The sequence below is a fragment of the Streptomyces sp. TG1A-8 genome, from assembly GCF_030499535.1.
Classification (GTDB): domain Bacteria; phylum Actinomycetota; class Actinomycetes; order Streptomycetales; family Streptomycetaceae; genus Streptomyces.
Genome location: NZ_JASTLB010000001.1, coordinates 2,834,304 through 2,854,868, shown reverse-complemented (window position 1 = coordinate 2,854,868; position 20,565 = coordinate 2,834,304). Strand labels below are relative to the sequence as shown.

General features: G+C 74.4%; 16 protein-coding genes and 1 riboswitch. Of the genes, 14 read left to right on the top strand and 2 right to left on the bottom strand.

What is annotated here, in order from left to right:
• The first annotated feature begins 110 nt into the window (after positions 1-110).
• Positions 111-2,141: a DUF6350 family protein gene (locus QQY24_RS12110; RefSeq protein WP_301976224.1), complete on the top strand. Its 2,031-nt coding sequence runs from the start codon at positions 111-113 to the stop codon at positions 2,139-2,141.
• A gap of 65 nt (positions 2,142-2,206) precedes the next feature.
• On the opposite strand, the gene QQY24_RS12105 is transcribed toward QQY24_RS12110, so the two are convergent.
• Positions 2,207-3,004: a hypothetical protein gene (locus tag QQY24_RS12105; RefSeq protein WP_301972695.1), complete on the bottom strand. Its 798-nt coding sequence runs from the start codon at positions 3,002-3,004 to the stop codon at positions 2,207-2,209.
• A gap of 302 nt (positions 3,005-3,306) precedes the next feature.
• On the opposite strand from QQY24_RS12105, the gene purN reads away from it, so the two are divergent.
• Together purN and purH are read left to right on the top strand one after the other, a co-directional pair.
• The gene (purN, locus tag QQY24_RS12100) at positions 3,307-3,945 is read left to right on the top strand and encodes a phosphoribosylglycinamide formyltransferase (RefSeq protein ID WP_301972694.1); all 639 of its coding nucleotides are present in this window, start codon (positions 3,307-3,309) and stop codon (positions 3,943-3,945) included.
• Entirely contained in the window at positions 3,942-5,516 is a 1,575-nt protein-coding gene (purH, locus tag QQY24_RS12095; protein ID WP_301972693.1) for a bifunctional phosphoribosylaminoimidazolecarboxamide formyltransferase/IMP cyclohydrolase, read from the top strand. The genes purN and purH overlap by 4 nt, the downstream gene beginning before the upstream one ends.
• Before the next feature lie 120 nt (positions 5,517-5,636).
• Here purH and QQY24_RS12090 read toward each other — a convergent pair whose 3' ends face one another.
• Positions 5,637-6,281: an RDD family protein gene (locus QQY24_RS12090; protein ID WP_301972692.1), complete on the bottom strand. Its 645-nt coding sequence runs from the start codon at positions 6,279-6,281 to the stop codon at positions 5,637-5,639.
• A gap of 271 nt (positions 6,282-6,552) precedes the next feature.
• Between QQY24_RS12090 and QQY24_RS12085 the strand changes: the two genes are divergently transcribed.
• The 11 genes from QQY24_RS12085 to QQY24_RS12035 all read left to right on the top strand — a co-directional run bounded on the left by QQY24_RS12085 (position 6,553) and on the right by QQY24_RS12035 (position 20,550).
• A complete protein-coding gene (locus tag QQY24_RS12085; RefSeq protein WP_301972691.1) occupies positions 6,553-7,407 on the top strand; it encodes a bifunctional methylenetetrahydrofolate dehydrogenase/methenyltetrahydrofolate cyclohydrolase in 855 nt (284 codons plus the stop codon).
• A 25-nt stretch (positions 7,408-7,432) separates the two neighbouring features.
• Positions 7,433-7,870 carry a DUF3017 domain-containing protein gene (locus tag QQY24_RS12080; RefSeq protein WP_301976223.1) on the top strand — a complete coding sequence of 146 codons (438 nt, stop codon included), beginning with the start codon at positions 7,433-7,435 and terminating at the stop codon, positions 7,868-7,870.
• A gap of 599 nt (positions 7,871-8,469) precedes the next feature.
• Positions 8,470-9,459, top strand: a complete 990-nt coding sequence (locus QQY24_RS12075; RefSeq protein ID WP_301972690.1) for a malate dehydrogenase — start codon at positions 8,470-8,472, stop codon at positions 9,457-9,459.
• A 347-nt stretch (positions 9,460-9,806) separates the two neighbouring features.
• A complete protein-coding gene (locus QQY24_RS12070; RefSeq protein ID WP_301972689.1) occupies positions 9,807-11,327 on the top strand; it encodes an aldehyde dehydrogenase family protein in 1,521 nt (506 codons plus the stop codon).
• A 154-nt stretch (positions 11,328-11,481) separates the two neighbouring features.
• Positions 11,482-13,014: a GMC family oxidoreductase gene (locus QQY24_RS12065; protein WP_301972688.1), complete on the top strand. Its 1,533-nt coding sequence runs from the start codon at positions 11,482-11,484 to the stop codon at positions 13,012-13,014.
• Positions 13,011-14,243 carry a glycine betaine/L-proline ABC transporter ATP-binding protein gene (locus tag QQY24_RS12060; protein ID WP_301972687.1) on the top strand — a complete coding sequence of 411 codons (1,233 nt, stop codon included), beginning with the start codon at positions 13,011-13,013 and terminating at the stop codon, positions 14,241-14,243. Before QQY24_RS12065 ends, QQY24_RS12060 begins: the two co-directional genes overlap by 4 nt.
• Positions 14,243-16,189: a proline/glycine betaine ABC transporter permease gene (locus tag QQY24_RS12055; protein ID WP_301972686.1), complete on the top strand. Its 1,947-nt coding sequence runs from the start codon at positions 14,243-14,245 to the stop codon at positions 16,187-16,189. The genes QQY24_RS12060 and QQY24_RS12055 overlap by 1 nt, the downstream gene beginning before the upstream one ends.
• Position 16,190: 1 nt before the next feature.
• A complete protein-coding gene (locus QQY24_RS12050) occupies positions 16,191-17,144 on the top strand; it encodes an ABC transporter substrate-binding protein (RefSeq protein ID WP_301972685.1) in 954 nt (317 codons plus the stop codon).
• 166 nt (positions 17,145-17,310) lie between these two features.
• On the top strand, positions 17,311-17,661 hold the full coding sequence (locus QQY24_RS12045) for a hypothetical protein (RefSeq protein WP_301972684.1): 351 nt from the start codon (positions 17,311-17,313) through the stop codon (positions 17,659-17,661).
• Positions 17,662-17,675: 14 nt separating this feature from the next.
• Positions 17,676-18,860 (top strand): glutathionylspermidine synthase family protein, encoded by a 1,185-nt coding sequence (locus tag QQY24_RS12040; RefSeq protein ID WP_301972683.1) that lies wholly within the window; start codon positions 17,676-17,678, stop codon positions 18,858-18,860.
• 107 nt (positions 18,861-18,967) lie between these two features.
• Positions 18,968-19,057: riboswitch (ZMP/ZTP riboswitch) on the top strand.
• A 41-nt stretch (positions 19,058-19,098) separates the two neighbouring features.
• The gene (locus QQY24_RS12035; RefSeq protein ID WP_301972682.1) at positions 19,099-20,550 is read left to right on the top strand and encodes a glycine hydroxymethyltransferase; all 1,452 of its coding nucleotides are present in this window, start codon (positions 19,099-19,101) and stop codon (positions 20,548-20,550) included.
• The last annotated feature ends 15 nt before the right edge of the window (positions 20,551-20,565 follow it).

Here is a 20,565-nt window from a genome sequence, read left to right as displayed (position 1 = left end):
ACACCCTTTCGCACGAAAAAGCACATAAACATATATTGAGCGACACTTCGGGGGTTCGCCTGTTGCGGCCGGAAAGCGCGTGGCGTTGGGAGCATGGCGGCGTGACCCAGATGACCGCTCGCCGACCGCCGTCGTCATCCCCGCCCGCCCGGACGCGCGGCCGCTCGCCCGGGCTGGCCGCGGGCCTCCTGGGCGGTGCGGTCGCCGCCGGACTGGGGCTCGGCGCGATCGCCGTGCTCGTGCTGGCGCTGTGGATCAGTTCGCCGTACCCCGACAGCGGGCCGGACGGCGCGCTGCGCACCGCCGCCGCGCTGTGGCTCCTGGCGCACGGGGCCGACCTGGTCCGCACGGGCACGCTCTCCGGCGCGCCCGTGCCGGTCGGGGTGTCCCCGCTGCTGCTCCTCGCCCTGCCGGTGTGGCTGCTGTACCGGGCGGCGCGGGACGCGCGGGACGCGTCCGCGGAGCCCGACGGGCCCCCGCCGGTCCCGGCGCACACGGCCTGGACCGGGGTGGTGCTCGGCTACCTCGGCGTCGGTGCCGCCGCCACGCTGTACTGCGCCGGCGGTGAACTGCGGCCCGCGTGGGCCTCGGTGGCGTTCTGCCTGCCGCTCGTCGTCGCGGGCGCGGCGGGTGCCGGCGCGTGGTGGCCCGCGCGCAACCGCCCGCGCGACTTCCTGCGCGGTCTGCCGCCGGTGTTTCCGGGACCGGTGCGGCGGCTGCTGTCCGGGGCGGACGCGCGGGCACGGCTGGGTACGGCGGTGCGGTCCGCCGGGGCCGGCACGACGGTGCTCGTCGGGGGCGGGGCGGTGCTGACCGGGGTGTCACTGGCGTGGCACGGCGAGGCGGCGCGGACGTCCTTCCTGCAGCTGACGGAGGGCTGGACCGGGCGGTTGGCCGTCCTGCTCCTCGGGGTCGCCCTCATCCCCAACGCGGCGGTGTGGGCGGCCTCCTACGCCCTCGGTCCCGGCTTCGTCCTCGGTGCCGGGCACCCGGTGCACCCCTTCGCCTCCGACCCCGCCCCGTTGCTGCCCCCCTTCCCGCTGCTGGCCGCGGTACCGGACGCGGGCCCCGGGACACCGCTGAACTGGGCCGCGGGACTGGTGCCGGTGGCGGCCGGGATGACGGCGGGGTGGTTCGTGGCGCGCGGTTCCGTGGCGCGGGGAGCCGTGGTGCGCGGAGCGGCGGCACCGGACGCCCCGGGGCAGGAGGCGGCGGACGGGCCGGGCAAGCCCGGACGGCCTGAGACGGACGGACGGCCTGAGGCGGACGGGCGGGCGGAGGCGGACGGGTGGGCGCGGGAACGACCGGTGCGCTGGTCGGCGGGGCGGACCACGGGCGTGCTGGTGCTGACCGCCCTGGTGAGCGCGCTGCTCGTCGGCCTGCTCGCCGCGCAGGCGGGCGGCCCGATGGGCGAGGCCGCGCTGTCCCGCTTCGGGCCGGTGTGGTGGCAGGCCGGTGGAGCGGCCGGGCTCTGGGTGGCGCTGACCGGGCTGCCGGTGACGCTCACGGTCCGGGCGTGGCTGGTGTGGGGGCGGCGGACGAGGGGCGGCGGGGTGCCGGCACGGGAGAGGGCGGCGACGGCGGAGGGGGCGCGGGCACCGGAGCCGGCCCGCGGGACGGAGCGCGGGGCGGACGGGAAAACGGTGGGGGAGGGCGCGAACGGGAGCGCCGGGCGTTCCGCGCGGGCGCCGGAGCCGGCCCGCGGGACGGAGCGCGGGGCGGACGGGAAAACGGTGGGGGAGGGCGCGAACGGGAGCGCCGGGCGTTCCGCGCGGGGCGCCGGGCGGCGGGCGGCCCGCGGAGCTCCGCCCGCGGACGGCCCGTCCGGGAAGCGGGCGGGGACCCGCCCGGCCACCGCTCCGGGTCCCGCCGAGGACGAACTGTACGACTTCCTCCCGGCCGACGACCCGTTCCCGGCCCCCTGGCACGACGAACTGTCCCGCGTCTCCCGCTGGGCGGCCCTGCGGAAGGCCGCCGCCGGGGCACCGCCGGAGCGCTCCTCCCCGGGCCCCGCGCCGTCCCCGCCGGACGGCTCCCCGGCCGTCGGCGGACCCCCGCCGGCGGCCGGGGAGCCGTCCGGACCGCAAACCCCGCGGAAGGCGCCGGGCACGGCACCGCCGCCGTCCGAACCGGCCGGCTGACCGGCGCACGCCCCGGCGGGCCGGGCCCGGCCGTCCCGTGCCGGCCCGGCCGGAATCCGTGTGCCTCAGCCGTCCCCGACGCTCAGCACTCCGCGCAGCTCCGCCGGCAGGAGCCGCTCGCAGGACTGTTTCGCCTCGTGGGTCAGGGCGTCGCCGGCACAGGTGTAGTAGTCGCGGTAGACCAGTTGCACGGTGAACGTCGTGCCCACCAGGACCAGGGCCAGGCAGGCCGTGACCAGGCCGCTGATCGCCGCGGTGGTGTGAGAGCGGCCGGCCGGGGCCGCGGCGGGGGCGGAGGTGGCGGCGGGGGCGTCCGGGGCCGGGGGGCGGGGCTTGGCGCGCAGGGCGCTGATGCCCCAGTACAGGGCGAGCGCGCCCAGCAGCAGGGCCACGTACGGCCAGCTGAACAGGGCGAAGAAGACGGCCCATATGCCGGACAGCAGGGCGTAGCGCGCGCGGCGCTGGACCGGGTCGGCCGGGTCCCAGCGCGGGCCGGGGCCGTTCCGGTCCTGCCGGCCGCCGGGACCGCCGGGACCCTCGGGGCCCCCTCCGGGACGCTCGCCGAAGCCGCCGGGGGAACGGCCGGGCTGGCGGTCGCTCCACCGGCTGCCCCAGGAGGAGTCACCGCCGGGACCCGGACCCTCGGGGTGGCGGGGCCGCCAGGGCTGGTCGGGGGTGCCCTCCGGCGGGGGCGCGAACGGGTTCTCGTCCTGCTGCTCACCACCGCGCCCATCGCCGTCCCGTCCGCCGGTGGGCGCCTCGGACGGTGCGGCCGGCCGTTCCCGCAGCAGCGCGGGACCCCGCTCGCCCCCCTGGGCCGGGCGCGGCGGGAACGTGAGGAGTCGCAGGCTGCGATCGGGCATCAAGAGAGCGTCTTCCCCTAGGTGACTACGGCAGTCCGACGTGAGCTGCACCCCGTGAACGAGCCGCGCGGCGACCGCGTTCCCGGGGCGGCTCCTTCGCTGCACCGTCTCGGTTCCCACGAACGCTACCTTCCGGCCACGCCCCCGTCCCACGGGGGCCTTCGGCACTGCCGGTATCGTTGCTGGCGGCCGGCCGCTTCGTAGACTTCCCCGTATCCCGGGGCGCGAAGCATTCGTACGACTGCACAAACCGCCGGTCGGGCACACCGCCGCACACCGCCTTCCCGAGAAAGGGCCCCACCGTGGCCGCCACCCCTCCTGGCCGAGCGGCCAAGCGCCTCGTCGTGCTGGTCTCCGGATCCGGTACCAACCTGCAGGCGCTGCTGGACGAGATCGAGCGCACCGGAGCCGAGGCGTACGGCGCCCGGGTCGTCGCCGTGGGGGCCGACCGCGAGGGCGTCGAGGGGCTCGCCCGCGCCGAGCGCGCCGGGCTGCCGACCTTCGTGTGCCGGGTGCGGGACCACGACACGCGGGCGCAGTGGGACGCCGCCCTCGCCGGGGCGGTGGCCGCGTACGAACCCGACCTCGTGGTCTCCGCCGGGTTCATGAAGATCGTCGGCAAGGAGTTCCTCGCACGGTTCGGCGGGCGGTTCGTGAACACGCACCCGGCCCTGCTGCCCAGTTTTCCCGGCGCCCACGGCGTCCGTGACGCGCTCGCGTACGGCGCCAAGGTCACCGGCTGCACCGTCCACTTCGTCGACGACGGCGTCGACACCGGGCCGATCATCGCGCAGGGCGTGGTCGAGATCCGGGACGAGGACGACGAGAGCGCGCTGCACGAGCGCATCAAGGAAGTCGAGCGAAGGCTGCTCGTCGAGGTCGTGGGGCGGCTCGCCCGCAACGGCCATCGCATTGAGGGACGAAAGGTAGTTATCCAGTGACCGCCACCGCCGAGAGCACCAAGCGGCCCATCCGCCGGGCGCTCGTCAGCGTCTACGACAAGACCGGGCTGGAAGACCTCGCGCGCGGGCTGCACGAAGCCGGGGTCGAGCTGGTGTCCACCGGGTCCACGGCCGGCCGCATCTCCGCCGCCGGCGTCCCCGTCACCCGGGTCGAGGAGCTGACCGGCTTCCCCGAGTGCCTGGACGGCCGGGTGAAGACCCTGCACCCGAAGGTGCACGCGGGCATCCTCGCCAACCTGCGCCTGGACAGCCACCGCGCGCAACTCGCCGAGCTGGGCGTCGAACCGTTCGACCTGGTCGTCGTCAACCTCTACCCCTTCCGGGAGACCGTCGCCTCCGGCGCCTCGGACGACGAGTGCGTGGAGCAGATCGACATCGGCGGCCCGTCCATGGTCCGCGCCGCCGCCAAGAACCACCCCTCGGTCGCCGTCGTCACCAGCCCCGAGCGGTACGCCGACGTCCTCGCCGCCGTCCGGGGCGGCGGCTTCGACCTCGCCGCCCGCAAGCGGCTCGCCGCCGAGGCCTTCCAGCACACGGCCGCGTACGACGTCGCGGTCGCCTCCTGGTTCGCCTCCTCCTACGCGCCCGTCGACGAGTCCCCCTTCCCGGACTTCCTCGGCACCACCCACGAGCGCAAGCACACCCTGCGCTACGGCGAGAACCCGCACCAGCCCGCCGCCCTGTACGCGGCCGGCGGCCCGGCGGGCGGCCTCGCCGGCGCCGAGCAGCTGCACGGCAAGGAGATGTCGTACAACAACTACACGGACACGGACGCCGCCCGCCGTGCCGCGTACGACCACGACGAGCCCTGCGTCGCGATCGTCAAGCACGCCAACCCGTGCGGCATCGCGGTCGGCGCGGACGTGGCCGAGGCGCACCGCAAGGCGCACGCCTGCGACCCGCTGTCCGCGTTCGGCGGGGTCATCGCCGTCAACCGGCCGGTCAGCAGGGAGATGGCCGAGCAGGTCGCGGAGATCTTCACCGAGGTCATCGTCGCCCCGGACTACGAGGAGGGGGCCCTGGAGGCCCTCACCAGGAAGAAGAACCTCCGGGTGCTGAAGGCCCCCGACGGTTCCGGCGACCGGGTGGAGGTCAGGCACATCGACGGCGGTGTCCTGCTCCAGGTCACCGACCGCCTCCAGGCCGACGGCGACGACCCGGCCAACTGGACGCTGGCGTCGGGCGAGCCGCTGGACGCCGGGGAGCTGAAGGAGCTGGTCTTCGCCTGGAAGGCGTGCCGCGCGGTGAAGTCCAACGCGATCCTGCTCGCCAAGGACGGCGCCTCGGTCGGCGTCGGCATGGGCCAGGTCAACCGCGTCGACTCCTGCAAGCTGGCCGTCGAGCGGGCCGGCGAGGAGCGCGCCCGCGGTTCCTACGCGGCCTCCGACGCCTTCTTCCCCTTCCCCGACGGCCCCGAGATCCTCATCGGCGCCGGGGTGCGGGCGATCGTCCAGCCGGGCGGCTCGATCCGTGACGAACTCGTCGTGGAGGCCGCCGGGAAGGCGGGCGTGACCATGTACTTCACGGGCACGCGCCACTTCTTCCACTGAGTCCGCCGAGGGGCCGGGGGCGCTGCGGCCCCGGCCCGCGGCGCAAACGCGAAGCGGCCTCCGGGCTCCCCTCGTGGGAGCCCGGAGGCCGCTTTCCGTGCGGGCGCCGGACCCGGCGGCTCAGTGGCTGCGGACGACGATCGAGCCGCACACCTTGTCGGCGAACGTCTGGCGCTTGGAGTCCCACGCCGGCCACAGCCAGCCGAGGTAGCAGGCGATGCTGTCCAGGAAGTGGGCGAGACGGCGGACGAACGCCATGCCGACGCCCAGCGGCTGGCCGGTGTCCTCCTTCACCAGGCGGATGCCCAGTGCCTTCTTGCCGATCGTCTGACCGGTGCGGCCCTCCCGTATCAGCTGCCAGATCGCCAGCCCGATCAGGGCGAGCGCGCCGACGCCCGCCAGGGCCGGGGTGTCCTTGCCGACGATCACCAGGATGTAGGGCACCAGGAAGACCAGCATGTCGACGAGGGTGCCGAGGAACCGCTGGCCCCAGTTCGCGTAGGGCGGCTGGGCGCCGTAGCCGGACTGCTGCGGGTAGCCCGGGTAGCCGCCCTGCTGGGGATAACCGGGCTGCTGGGGATAACCGGGCTGCTGCGGGTAGCCGTAGCCCTGCTGCGGCGGGACACCCTGCGGGGCCTGCTGCCCGTACCCCGGCTGGCCGTACCCCGGCTGTCCGTATCCCGGCTGTCCGTACTCCTGCTGTCCGTAGCCCTGCTGCGGGTCCTGCGGCTGACCGTAGGGGCTGTTGGGCGAGCCGAAACTCATGACGGGATTCCTCCGTTGACGCTACGGGAACGACGCGGAAGGCACGGAGGAACGTCACGAACTGGGCGGTTTGCCCCCCACCGGACCGCGATGCTGTGCGGCTCATCGTCATCGACGGTCAAGATCTTGTCCAGCCGGATTCCCGAGCCGTTGTGCAAGTGCAACATCACTGATCACAGCCGACGCCCGGGCCCGGACGGGGCGCCTCCCCGGCGGCCGTGCCGGGGCCCCGGATTGGAACCGGGGGCCCGTCATCCGCGAGGATGGGGGCATGACCGCCCAGATTCTCGATGGCAAGGCCACCGCAGCCGCGATCAAGTCCGATCTGACCGTCCGCGTGGCGGCGCTGAAGGAGAAGGGCGTCACGCCCGGCCTCGGCACGATCCTGGTCGGGGACGACCCCGGCAGCCAGAAGTACGTCGCCGGCAAGCACCGCGACTGCGCGCAGGTCGGCATCGCCTCCATCCAGCGTGAGCTGCCCGCGACGGCGACCCAGGAGGAGATCGAGGCCGTCGTCCGCGAACTGAACGAGGACCCGGCCTGCACCGGTTACATCGTCCAGCTCCCGCTGCCCGGAGGCATCGACGAGAACCGCGTCCTGGAGCTGATGGACCCGGCCAAGGACGCGGACGGCCTGCACCCGACGAACCTCGGCCGGCTCGTCCTCAACGAGCCCGCCCCGCTGCCCTGCACGCCCAACGGCATCCTCACCCTGCTGCGGGCGCACGGCGTCGAGATCAAGGGCGCCGAGGTCGTCGTCGTCGGCCGGGGCGTCACCATCGGCCGCCCCATGCCGCTGCTGCTCACCCGGCGCAGCGAGAACGCCACCGTGACCCAGTGCCACACCGGCACCCGCGACCTGTCCGCGCACCTCAAGCGGGCCGACATCATCATCGCGGCCGCCGGCGCCCCGCACCTGGTCCGCGCCGAGGACGTCAAGCCGGGCGCCGCCGTCCTGGACGTCGGCGTCTCCCGCAACGCGGCGGGGAAGATCGTCGGTGACGTCCACCCGGAGGTGGCCGAGGTGGCCGGCTGGATCTCCCCGAACCCGGGCGGCGTGGGCCCCATGACCCGGGCGCAGCTGCTGGTCAACGTGGTCGAGGCGGCGGAGCGCAGTGCCGGCTGAGGACGGGCGCACCGAGTCGGAGCCGATGGTCCGTGACGCGATCAGCGCCCCCGACGCCCAGGGGCGCCCGCGCCGGGTGACGCGCCGCTTCCCGCTGTTCACCCGGGACACCGCGCGGCCGGAGGGCGGTGGACGGGCCGCCCCGGGCGACGCCCCGGCACCCGCCCGGCAGTGGCCGGTGCTCGTCGTGCTGTCCGCGGTCGCGCTCGGCCTGCTGCTGGCCGCGCTCGACCTGTTCCGCGCCGGCACCCTGCTGGTGGGCGCGGCCCTGCTGGCCGGCGCGGTCATGCGCTGGACGCTGCCCGGTGTCGGCATGCTCGCGGTCCGCTCGCGCTTCACGGACATCGTGACCTACGGCGTCCTCGGCCTCGCGATCGCCCTGCTGGCGATGATGGCCCAGCCCAGCCCATGGCTGGAGATCCCGTTCCTGAAGGACACCCTGCACTTCACGCTCACCAAGTAGCCCCCGCTCCCGGCGCCGTTCGCCCGCGTCCTCCTCACGGAAGCGCGGGCGAACGGCGGTTCGTCCCCTCCCCCGAGTCGGGGCGAACCGCCGTCGGGAAGCAGCCTTCCCGCCGTGGAGCGCCGGTTCAACGGCTGTCCGCGCGCTGTGGCACGGAAGTGACCGTTCCGCTACGGTGTCCGCGTCCCGCCACGGACCGCGCCGCCCCCGCCCCCGCCCGCGGGCGGACGGGCCGCAGGGTCCGAGCGGGACGGCACGCGCCGAGGGCGGCGGGACCCGGATCCGGGTGCGATCCGTCCGGCGCGCATGGCCCGCCGGTTCCCGGGCACCCGGTCGGTACCCCCACGGGAGTCCGGACACCGGTTCCCCGGTGGCGACCGCCCCGTCCCTCCTCTCCCGGACGGGCGGTCGCCCCCCACGCGAGCGGGCGCCCCCTCGATCCGCCGCGCGCCCGCCTTGTGGGGTGGGCCACACGGTCCCGGCCGTGCCGGATGCCTGATGCGCGATAGCCTGACCGCTGGATCTCTCTTGACGCCAAGAGATCGATCATCCGCCCGGGGCAGGGACGCCCCACCGCCTGCTGTCATACGGAGAACGCCATGACCCGCACTCCCGTGAACGTCACCGTCACCGGCGCGGCCGGCCAGATCGGTTACGCCCTGCTCTTCCGCATCGCCTCCGGCCAGCTGCTCGGCGCGGACGTGCCGGTCAGGCTGCGCCTGCTGGAGATCACCCCGGCGCTGAAGGCCGCCGAGGGCACGGCCATGGAGCTGGACGACTGCGCGTTCCCGCTGCTGCAGGGCATCGACATCACGGACGACCCGAACGTGGCCTTCGACGGCGCCAACGTGGCCCTCCTCGTGGGCGCCCGCCCGCGCACCAAGGGCATGGAGCGCGGTGACCTCCTGGAGGCCAACGGCGGCATCTTCAAGCCGCAGGGCAAGGCGATCAACGACCACGCCGCGGACGACATCAAGGTCCTCGTCGTCGGCAACCCGGCCAACACCAACGCGCTCATCGCGCAGGCCGCGGCGCCGGACGTCCCGGCCGAGCGCTTCACCGCGATGACCCGCCTCGACCACAACCGCGCGCTGACCCAGCTCGCGAAGAAGACCGGGGCGACGGTCGCCGACATCAAGCGCCTGACCATCTGGGGCAACCACTCCGCCACCCAGTACCCGGACATCTTCCACGCCACCGTCGCCGGCAAGAACGCCGCCGAGGTCGTCAACGACGAGAAGTGGCTGGCCGAGGACTTCATCCCGACCGTCGCCAAGCGCGGCGCGGCCATCATCGAGGCCCGCGGCGCCTCGTCGGCCGCGTCCGCCGCCAACGCCGCCGTCGACCACGTGCACACCTGGGTCAACGGCACGGCGGAGGGCGACTGGACGTCGATGGGCATCCCGTCCGACGGCTCCTACGGCGTCCCGGAGGGCCTGATCTCCTCCTTCCCGGTCACCACCAAGAACGGCACGTACGAGATCGTCCAGGGCCTGGACATCAACGAGTTCTCCCGCGCCCGCATCGACGCCTCCGTCAAGGAGCTGGCGGAGGAGCGCGAGGCGGTGCGCGGCCTCGGCCTCATCTGAGACCGCCCTGGGCGTTCACGCCGCGGTCCCGTGCGGGCCCCGTTCCGGTTTCCTCCGGAACGGGGCCCGCACCCGTTTCCGCCCCTGCCGTCAAATCCCGTACCGGGAAGGGCGGTCCGGGGTGAGGACGGACGGCCGGGACGGTTCCGGCGGCCCGCACGGCCGGCCGCGGTCCCGGCGGTCGCCGGCCGTCCCGCCCGCTTCCTCCACGAATCGGAGTGACCCAGCGCACTTTCGTCCGCCGATCATGCATGTGACCGGAGGCCCTGGGGCAGGCGGCCACGGTCCCTGACGGTGGCACGGCTGAGACATAGGGGCACTGAACAGGAACGGAAGGCAAACCAACCATGGTGGACAGAACCGAACGGCGGGCCCGGGCGACCATCCACGCGGGAGGTGACTGGCTGGAGGCGGTCTCCGGTGCCACGCGCGAGATCCTCGACCCCGCGGACGGCCGGCCGTTCGCCGTGGTCGCGGAAGGGGACGAGGAGGACGCGGAGCGGGCGGTGGCCGCGGCGCGGCACGCCTTCGACCACGGACCCTGGCCCCGGACCCCCGTCGCCGAGCGCGCCGCGCTGCTGCGCCGCGTCGCCGCCCTCCTCGCGCGCGACCGCGAGGAACTGGGCCTGCTGGAGAGCCGGGACGCGGGCAAGACCGCCGAGGAGGGCCGGGTCGACATCGACTGCGTCGCCGACGCCTTCCGCTACTTCGCCGACCTGGTCGCCGCCGAGCCCCCCGGCCGGGTCGTCGACGCGGGTTCGCCCGAGGTGCACAGCGTCGTCGTGCACGAGCCGGTCGGCGTCTGCGCCCTGATCACACCCTGGAACTACCCGCTGCTCCAGGCCAGCTGGAAGATCGCCCCGGCGCTCGCGGCGGGCAACACCTTCGTGGTCAAGCCCAGCGAGATCACCCCGATGACCACCATCGCGCTGGTCGGACTGCTGGTCGAGGCCGGCCTGCCCACCGGAGTGGCGAACCTCGTCACCGGGCCGGGCCGCACCGTCGGCGCCCGCCTCGCCGAACACCCCGGCGTCGACCTGGTCTCCTTCACCGGCGGCCTGGCCAGCGGCACCGAGGTCGCCCGGGCCGCCGCCCCCACCGTGAAGAAGGTCGCCCTCGAACTCGGCGGCAAGAACCCCAACGTCGTCTTCGCCGACGCCTGCGCCACCGAGGAGGGTTTCGACACCGCCGTCGACCAGGCCCTCAACGCCGCCTTCATCCACAGCGGCCAGGTCTGCTCGGCCGGCTCCCGCCTCATCGTCGAGGAGTCCGTCCGGGACCGCTTCGTCGGCGAACTCGCCCGCCGCGCCCAGCGGATCAGGCTCGGCCGCGGCACCGAGGACGGCGTCGAGTGCGGCCCGCTGGTCTCCGAGCAGCAGCGCGCCAAGGTCGAGGAGTACGTCGCCTCCGCGCTCGCCGAGGGCGCGGTGCTGCGCTGCGGGGGCAAGCGGCCCTCGCCCGGCCCCGCCCGGCCCGGATCCGGCTACTTCTACGAGCCGACCGTCCTCGACGCCTGCCACCGCGGGATGAAGGTCGTCCGCGAGGAGGTCTTCGGACCCGTCCTGACCGTCGAGACCTTCCGCACGGAGGACGAGGCGGTGTTCCTCGCCAACGACACCGAGTACGGCCTCGCGGGCGCCGTGTGGAGCGCCGACGCCGCCAGGGCCCGCAGGGTCGCGGGCCGGCTGCGCCACGGCACCGTCTGGATCAACGACTTCCACCCCTACCTGCCGCAGGCGGAGTGGGGCGGCTTCGGCAGGAGCGGGACGGGCCGCGAACTGGGACCGACCGGGCTCGCCGAGTACCGCGAGACCAAGCACGTCTACCAGAACCTCGCGCCGAGGCCGGTGCGCTGGTTCGCCGGCTGAACCGCGGCCGGGTCCCGCCGGTCCGGGCCTTGCCCCGGTCCCGCGGCTCACGAGCCGCGGGACCGGGGCCACCGCCCGAGTCCGGGAGCAGGAGCCCCACACCCCTTCCTCCCGGCCTCCGTACGACCTCCCACCCCACAGGAGTAACCACCCCATGCCCGATCACACCCACGACTTCGACTACGTCGTCATCGGCGGCGGCACCGCGGGCTCGGTCGTCGCCTCCCGCCTGACCGAGGACCCGGACGTCACCGTCGCCGTCATCGAGGGCGGCCCCAGCGACGTCGGCCGCGACGACGTGCTGACCCTGCGCCGCTGGATGGGCCTGCTGGGCGGCGACCTCGACTACGACTACCCGACCACCGAGCAGCCCCGCGGCAACTCCCACATCCGGCACAGCCGCGCCCGCGTGCTCGGCGGCTGCTCCTCCCACAACACCCTGATCTCCTTCAAGCCGCTCCCGTCCGACTGGGACGAGTGGGAGGCGGCCGGCGCCGCGGGCTGGGGCGCCGCCCGCATGGACCCCTACTTCGACCGCCTGCTCAACAACATCGTCCCCGTGGACGACAAGGACCGCAACGCCATCGCCCGCGACTTCGTCGACGCGGCCCGCGCGGCACTCGGCGTGCCCCGCGTCGAGGGCTTCAACCAGGAGCCGTTCACCGAGGGTGTCGGCTTCTTCGACCTCGCCTACCATCCGGAGGACAACAAGCGCTCCTCCGCCTCGGTGGCCTACCTGCACCCGGTGCTGGACCGGCGCCCCAACCTCCGCCTCTTCCTGGAGGCCTGGGCGTACCGGCTGGAGCTGGACGGCACCCGCGCCGGGGGCGTGCGCGTGCGCACCGGGGACGGCGGGGAACTGCTGGTCCGGGCCCGGAAGGAGGTCGTGCTGTGCGCGGGCGCCGTCGACTCGCCGCGCCTGCTGCTGCACTCCGGCATCGGCCCCCGCGCGGACCTCGAAGCACTCGGCATCCCGGTCGCGCACGACCTGCCCGGCGTCGGCGAGAACCTGCTCGACCACCCCGAGTCGGTCATCGTCTGGGAGACCCACGGCCCCATCCCGGAGAACTCCGCGATGGACTCCGACGCCGGCCTGTTCGTGCGGCGCGACCCCCGGAGCCCGGGCCCCGACCTGATGTTCCACTTCTACCAGATCCCGTTCACCGACAACCCCGAACGCCTCGGCTACGAACGGCCGCCCCACGGCGTCTCGATGACCCCGAACATCCCCAAGCCCCGCAGCCGCGGCCGGCTGTACCTGACCAGCGCCGATCCGTCCGTCAAGCCCGCCCTGGACTTCCGGTACTTCACCGACGGGGACGACTACGACGCCCGGACCCTGGTCGACGGCATCCGCATCGCCCGCGAGATCGCCCGGACCGAGCCGCTGTCCGGCTGGCTCAAGCGCGAGGTCTGCCCGGGCCCGCAGGTCGTGGACGACGCCGAGTTGAGCGAGTACGCCCGCAGGGCCGCGCACACCGTCTACCACCCCGCCGGCACCTGCCGGATGGGTGCCGCCGACGACGAACTCGCCGTGGTGGACCCGGACCTGAGGATCCGTGGCCTCGACGGCATCCGCATCGCCGATGCGTCCGTCTTCCCGACGATACCCGCCGTGAACCCGATGATCGGGGTGCTCATGGTCGGGGAGAAGGCCGCCGATCTGCTCGGAGGTGACGTCCGATGACGCTCACGGTCCCCACCCGCAAGTCCCCCGACTCCGCCCCCGATTCCGCCCCCGCTCCCGTCTTCCGCGTGGACGGCCTGTGGAAGGTGTTCGGCCCCAAGGCCGAGCGCGTGCCCGCCGACCCGGAACTCAGCGCCCTGAGCCCCGCCGACCTGCGCTCCCGCACCGGTTGCACCGCCGCCGTCCGGGACGTCTCCTTCGACGTGCGCAAGGGCGAGGTCTTCGTCGTCATGGGCCTGTCCGGCTCCGGCAAGTCCACCCTGGTGCGCTGTCTGACCCGACTCATCGAACCGACCGCCGGCACCATCGCCATCGACGGCGAGGACGTCCGCTCCATGGACCGCACCCGGCTGCGCGAACTGCGCCGCCACCGCGCCGCGATGGTCTTCCAGCACTTCGGCCTGCTCCCGCACCGCACCGTCCTCGACAACGTGGCCTACGGCCTGGAGATCCAGGGCGTCGGCCGGTCCGAGCGGCGCGAGCGGGCCGCCGGGATCGTCGCCAAGGTCGGTCTCGCCGGTATGGAGAAGCGCCGTCCGGGCCAGCTGTCCGGCGGCCAGCGCCAGCGGGTCGGCCTCGCCCGCGCGCTCGCCGTGGACCCCGAGGTCCTGCTGTTCGACGAGCCGTTCAGCGCCCTCGACCCGCTCATCCGGAGGGACATGCAGGACGAGGTGGCCCGCCTGCACCGCGAGGAGGGCCGCACGATGGTCTTCATCACCCACGACCTCTCCGAGGCCCTCAGGCTCGGCGACCGCATCGCCCTCATGCGCGACGGCCGTGTGGTCCAGCTGGGCACCCCCGAGGAGATCGTCGGCTCCCCGGCCGACGACTACGTCCGCGCGTTCGTCCGCGACGTCCCGCGCGAACAGGTCATGACGGTCCGCACGGCCATGCGCCCCGCCGCCCCGGACGAATCGGCGACCGGTCCGGCGCTGCGCCCGGAGGCCACGGTCACCGAGGCGATCGAGGCGGTGGCCCGGGCCGGGTCCCCGGCCCGCGTCATGGACCGCGGCCGGTGCCTGGGCGTGGTGGACTCCGACGGGCTCCTCGGCGTGGTCGCCGGCACGTCCGAAGCGACGGCGGACGCTCCCGCCGCCCCGCTCCCGGACGCTCCCGCCGCCACGGTCCAGGACGCTCCCGCCGCCGGAACGGCGGCGGACGCGGCGTCACCCGGCGGGCGCCGGCGAACGGCCCCCGCCCCGGTCGGCCCCGGCACGGAGGCCGTCTGATGGCAACGCTCGGCATCCCGGCCACCCGGACGGCGCTCCCCCGCGTCCTGCGGACCCGGGCCGCGGCCAAGCTCCTGCTGCTGGCGTCCGCCGCCGTGGTCCTCGTCCCCCTGGCCACCGCCCGCTGGGGCGGCGGCACCTGGCCCCACGCCCTGACCGTCGACCTGTCCCGGCCGCTGGCCACCGCCAGCGGCTGGGTCATCGACCACCGCGACAGCCACCCGCTGTTCCTGTACTTCTTCGGCTACGTCAGCAACGCCGTCGTCATCTCCGTACGCGCCGTCTACCTCGTCCTCCTCGCCGCGGGCTGGGCGGGCGTCACGGCCCTCGGCGCCCTCGTCGCCTGGCGCGCCGCCGGCCCCCGCCTGGCCGCCGGCACCGCCCTCGCCCTCCTGGCCTGCGGAGCGCTCGGCATGTGGGTGCCGACCATGCAGACCCTCGCGCTCATGGCCGTCGCCGTCCTCGCCTCCGTACTCGTGGGAGCGCTGCTGGGCCTGGCCGCCGGCCTGTCCGACCGCATGGACCGCGCCCTGCGCCCGGTCCTGGACACCATGCAGGTGCTCCCGGCCTTCGCGTACCTCCTCCCCGTCGTCCTGGTCTTCGGCATCGGCGTGCCCGCGGCCGTCCTCGCCACCGTCGTCTACGCCGCCCCGCCGATGGCCCGCCTCACCGCGCTCGGCCTGCGCGGCGCCGACTCCGAGGTCCTGGAGGCCGTGGACTCGCTCGGCGCCACCGCCCGCCAGCGGCTGCTGACCGCCCGCATCCCGCTGGCCCGCAAGGAGCTCCTCCTCGGCCTCAACCAGGCGATCATGATGGCGCTGTCGATGGCCGTCATCGCCTCGGTCATCGGCGCCGGCGGCCTCGGCGACCGCGTCTACCAGGCGCTCGCCTCCGTGGACGTGGGCGCGGCCCTCGCGGCCGGCGTCCCGATCGTGCTGCTCGCGGTCGTCCTGGACCGGGTGACCGGCGCCGCCGGGGACGGCGTCCCGGCCGGCGAGCGCCCCCGCACCATCGGCCGGCCCCACGTCCTGGCCGCCGCCGCGGCCGTCGCCCTGGCCGGCCGCCTCCTGGGCCGCCTGGACTGGCCCGGCTCCTGGACCCTCGGCATCGCCGAGCCGGTCAACCGCGCCGTCGACTGGATGACCGCCCACCTGTACTCCGGCGTCCCGGTCGTCGGCGGCACCGCCGACTGGGCGGGCCGCTTCACCACCTGGGTCCTGGACCCCGTCCGCGCCGGCCTGCAGTGGCTGCCCTGGTGGTCGGTGCTGTTCGCGGTGGCCGCCCTGGCCTGGCTGATCGGCACCTGGCGCACCGCGCTGACCGCCGCCCTCGCCATGGCCGCGATCGGGGTGCTCGGGGTGTGGGAGCCCTCGCTCGACACGCTCTCCCAGGTGCTCGCCGCCGTGGCCGTCACCCTCGTCCTGGGCCTCGCGACCGGCATCGCCGCCGCCCGCAGCGACCGTGTCGACCGGGCACTCCGCCCGGTCCTGGACGTCCTCCAGACCATGCCGCAGTTCGTGTACCTGATCCCGGTCGTCGCCCTGTTCGGCGTGGGCCGCGCACCCGCCGTCGCCGCGGCCGTCGTCTACGCCCTCCCGGCCGTCGTCCGGATCACCGCGCAGGGCCTGCGCCAGGTCGACCCGGCCGCGCTGGAGTCGGCGCGCTCGCTCGGCGCGACCGGCCGCCAGCAGCTGTGGCAGGTCCAGCTCCCGCTGGCCCGGAGGTCCCTGCTGCTCGCGGTCAACCAGGGCGTGGTCCTGGTGCTCGCCGTCGTCATCATCGGCGGTCTGGTCGGCGGCGGAGCCCTCGGCTACGACGTCGCGTTCGGCCTCGCCCAGGGCGACCTGGCGACCGGCCTGGTCGCCGGCGCGGCCATCGTCTGCCTGGGCCTGGTGCTCGACCGGGTGACGCAGCCCACCGGGCGGCGCGCGAAGAAGGGGGCGTGACATGCGGTTCCGTACGGCCGTCCCGGCCGCCGTCGCCGTCCTCGGGCTGCTCACCGGCTGCGGCGGCGCCGACATGACCCGGCAGGCCAGTCCGTTCGCGGACGCCCGGGGCGCGAAGACCGTGACCCTGTCCGTGCAGTCCTGGGTGGGCGCGCAGTCCAACGTGGCCGTCGTCCAGTACCTCCTGGAGCACGAGCTCGGCTACCGGGTCGACACCGTCCAGGTGGACGAGGTGCCCGCCTGGGACGCGCTGAGCCAGGGCCGGGTCGACGCCCTCCTGGAGGAGTGGGGGCATCCGGAGCAGGAGAAGCGGTACGTCACCGACAAGAGGACCGCCGTGCCGGCCGGCGGCCTCGGGGTGACCGGGCACATCGGCTGGTACGTCCCCACCTACCTGGTCGAGCAGCACCCCGACATCACCGACTGGAGGAACCTCAACAAGTACGCCCCCCTCTTCCGCACCGCCGAGAGCGGCGGCAAGGGCCAGCTGATGGACGGCTCCCCGTCCTACACCACCAACGACAAGGCGCTGGTGAGGAACCTCAAGCTGGACTACCAGGTCGTCTTCGCCGGGTCCGAGGCCGCGCAGATCACCCAGATCGAGCAGTTCGCCAAGGAGCGGAAACCGTTCCTGACGTACTGGTACACCCCGCAATGGCTGTTCCGGAAGGTCCCCATGACGGAAGTGAGGCTCCCGCCCCACCGGGAGGGCTGCGACGCCGACCCGGCCGAGGTCGCCTGCTCCTACCCGCACACCGCGCTGCAGAAGTACCTCAACGCCCACTTCGCCCGGTCCGGCGGCCGGGCGGCGGCCCTCCTGAAGCGGTTCCGGTGGACGACCGAGGACCAGAACGAGGTCTCCCTGATGATCGCCGAGCGGAAGCTCTCCCCGCAGGAGGCGGCGAGGAAGTGGGTGGACGGCCACCCCGACGTGTGGCGGAAGTGGCTGTCCTGACCACCGCCGCCCGGGGACCCGGCGGGCGGGTGGACGGCGCACACCCGTGCGAACCGGTGCGGAACGGCACCGGGACGGCGGGGGAGCCCGGCCCCCCTTGCGCGGGTCCCCGGGCCGGTCCCTAGGCTGACCGCCGTACACGCACGGCCGACGGGGGAGACACCGCATGGCGAACACGCGCAGGCAGCTCCGCTCCACCACGGTGGTCCTCGGCGGCGTGGGTCTGCTCGCCGCCGCGCTGACCGCCTGCTCCTCCGACCCGGACAGGCGCTGCGTCGACCGCGACAGCTACACCCTCGCCAAGGGCTACAAGGTCGTCTCCGACAAGCACTGCAGGAACACCGGGACGTCCGGCGGCGGCGTGTGGTACTACGGCGGCAAGAGGAAGGGCTCCTGGGTCACCGGCGGTTCCCTCACCAAACCCGCCAAGGGCTCCGGCTCCTCGGACGGCGACGGCCACCGCGCCGGGGTCTCCCGGGGCGGCTTCGGCGGCGGCAAGGGCGGCTCCGGCGGCTGACGGGAGCACGCAGCATGGAACGCCGCACCACCACCCCCCGCCCCGGCTGGCAGCGGACCGTCGAGGAGCAGGGGGTCGTCTACCCGCTCACCCGCCACCCCGACGGCTCCCTGCGCCCCTACTGGGACGAGAGCGCGTACTACGCCTTCACGCTCCCCGAGGTCGAGGCGCTGGAGGAGACCGTCGGGGAACTGCACCGCATGTGCCTGGAGGCCGCCGGGCACATCGTGACCGGAAACCGCCTCGCCGACCTCGGCATCACCGATCCGCGGATCGCCGCGGCGGTCACCGAGGCCTGGCACCGCCGCGCCGAACTCCCCTCCGTCTACGGCCGCTTCGACCTGCGCTACGACGGCACCGGCCCGGCCAAGCTCCTGGAGTACAACGCCGACACGCCCACCTCGCTGGTCGAGGCCGCCTCCGCGCAGTGGTTCTGGATGGAGGACCGTTTCCCCGGCGCCGACCAGTGGAACTCCCTGCACGAACGCCTGGTCGACGCCTGGCGCGCGCAGGCCGCGCTCCTGCCGCCCGGCAGCCCCCTGCACTTCGCGCACTCGTCCGCGGACGAACTCGGCGAGGACGTGATGACGGTCGCCTACCTGAAGGAGACCGCCGAACAGGCCGGACTGGACACCGACTGGCTCTCCGTGGAGGAGATCGGCTGGGACGACCTCTCCGGCCGCTTCGTGGACAACCGGCTCCGCTTCATCCGCGCGGTCTTCAAGCTCTACCCGTGGGAGTGGCTCACCACCGACCCCTTCGCCGGCCACGTCCTCGACACGCTGGACAACGGCGGCGGCACCGGCACGACGATGTGGATCGAGCCCGCCTGGAAGATGCTCCTGAGCAACAAGGCCCTGCTCGCCGTCCTCTGGGAGCTGTACCCCGGCCACCCCAACCTCCTGCCCGCCCACCTGGACGGCCCGCGCGAGCTGGCGCGGACCACCGGGTACGTCGCCAAGCCCCTGCTGGGCCGCGAGGGCGAGGGCGTCACCGTGCACGAGCCCGGCGACCCCGCGGCCGTGCGGCAGGAGGCCTGCTGCTACCAGCAGCTCGCCCCGCTGCCCGCCTTCGACGGCAACCACGTCGTCCTCGGCGCCTGGGTCGTCCGGGACGAGCCGGCCGGCCTCGGCATCCGGGAGTCGGCCGGCCTGGTCACCGACGGGTACGCCCGCTTCCTGCCCCACGTCGTCCTGTGACGCCGGGCGGTCCCCCGGTACGGTGGACCGCCTCCCCGGGGCGCCCCGCGGGGCGCGTACCGGATGGTGGACGTGCTCCGGCCGCCCGCGGACGGCCCGGTAGGCTGGCCGCGGGCCGTGACTGGCGCGCTGGGATGGGACGGACCATCGGGGAGCGGCCCGCGAGTGATCGAGTGCCGTGCGCCTGGGCCGAACCGTGCACCGTGACCGCAACCCGCCACGCCACCCGGAGGCCGAGATGACCGAGCCGCAGTCCCTCTCCACCGAGTCCACCGCCTTCCGCACCGCCCTGGACGTCATCCGCGCCGTCGAACCGCGGGTCGCCGACGCCATCGGCCAGGAGGTCGCCGACCAGCGCGAGATGCTCAAGCTGATCGCGTCGGAGAACTACGCCTCCCCGGCCACGCTCCTGGCCATGGGCAACTGGTTCAGCGACAAGTACGCCGAGGGCACCGTCGGCCGCCGCTTCTACGCCGGCTGCCGCAACGTCGACACCGTGGAGTCCCTGGCCGCCGAGCACGCGCGCGAACTCTTCGGCGCCCGCCACGCCTACGTCCAGCCGCACTCCGGCATCGACGCCAACCTCGTCGCCTTCTGGGCCGTCCTCGCCGACCGGGTCGAGGCCCCCTTCCTGGAGAAGACCGGCGTCCGCCAGGTCAACGACCTCACCGAGGCCGACTGGGCGGAGCTGCGCCGCGCCTTCGGCAACCAGCGCATGCTCGGCATGTCCCTGGACGCCGGCGGTCACCTCACCCACGGCTTCCGCCCCAACATCTCCGGCAAGATGTTCGACCAGCGCTCCTACGGCACCGACCCCGCCACCGGCCTGCTGGACTACGAGGCCCTGCGCGCCACGGCCCGCGAGTTCAAGCCCCTGATCATCGTGGCCGGCTACTCCGCCTACCCCCGCCTGGTCAACTTCCGCGTCATGCGGGAGATCGCCGACGAGGTCGGCGCGACCCTCATGGTCGACATGGCCCACTTCGCGGGCCTGGTCGCCGGCAAGGTCCTCACCGGCGACTTCGACCCGGTCCCGCACGCCCAGATCGTCACGACCACCACCCACAAGTCCCTGCGCGGCCCGCGCGGCGGCATGGTCCTGTGCGACGACTCCCTCAGGGACCAGGTCGACCGCGGCTGCCCGATGGTCCTCGGCGGCCCGCTGCCGCACGTGATGGCCGCCAAGGCCGTCGCCCTCGCCGAGGCCCGCCGGCCCTCGTTCCAGGACTACGCCCAGCGCATCGTCGACAACTCCCGCGCCCTGGCCGAGGGTCTGACGCGCCGGGGCGCCACCCTGGTGACCGGAGGCACGGACAACCACCTGAACCTGATCGACGTGGCCGCCTCCTACGGCCTGACCGGCCGCCAGGCCGAGGCCGCGCTCCTCGACTCCGGCATCGTCACCAACCGCAACGCCATCCCGGCCGACCCCAACGGCGCCTGGTACACCTCCGGCATCCGCGTCGGCACCCCGGCGCTGACCACCCGCGGCCTCGGCACCGCGGAGATGGACGAGGTGGCGGGCCTGATCGACCGGGTGCTGACCACGACGGAGCCGGGCACGACGAAGTCGGGCGCCCCGTCCAAGGCGGCCCACGCGCTGGACCCGAAGGTGGCGCAGGAGATCTCCCGGCGCGCCGCCGACCTGGTGGCCGGCTTCCCGCTGTACCCGGAGATCGACCTGGGCTGAGACGCCCCCGGGAGC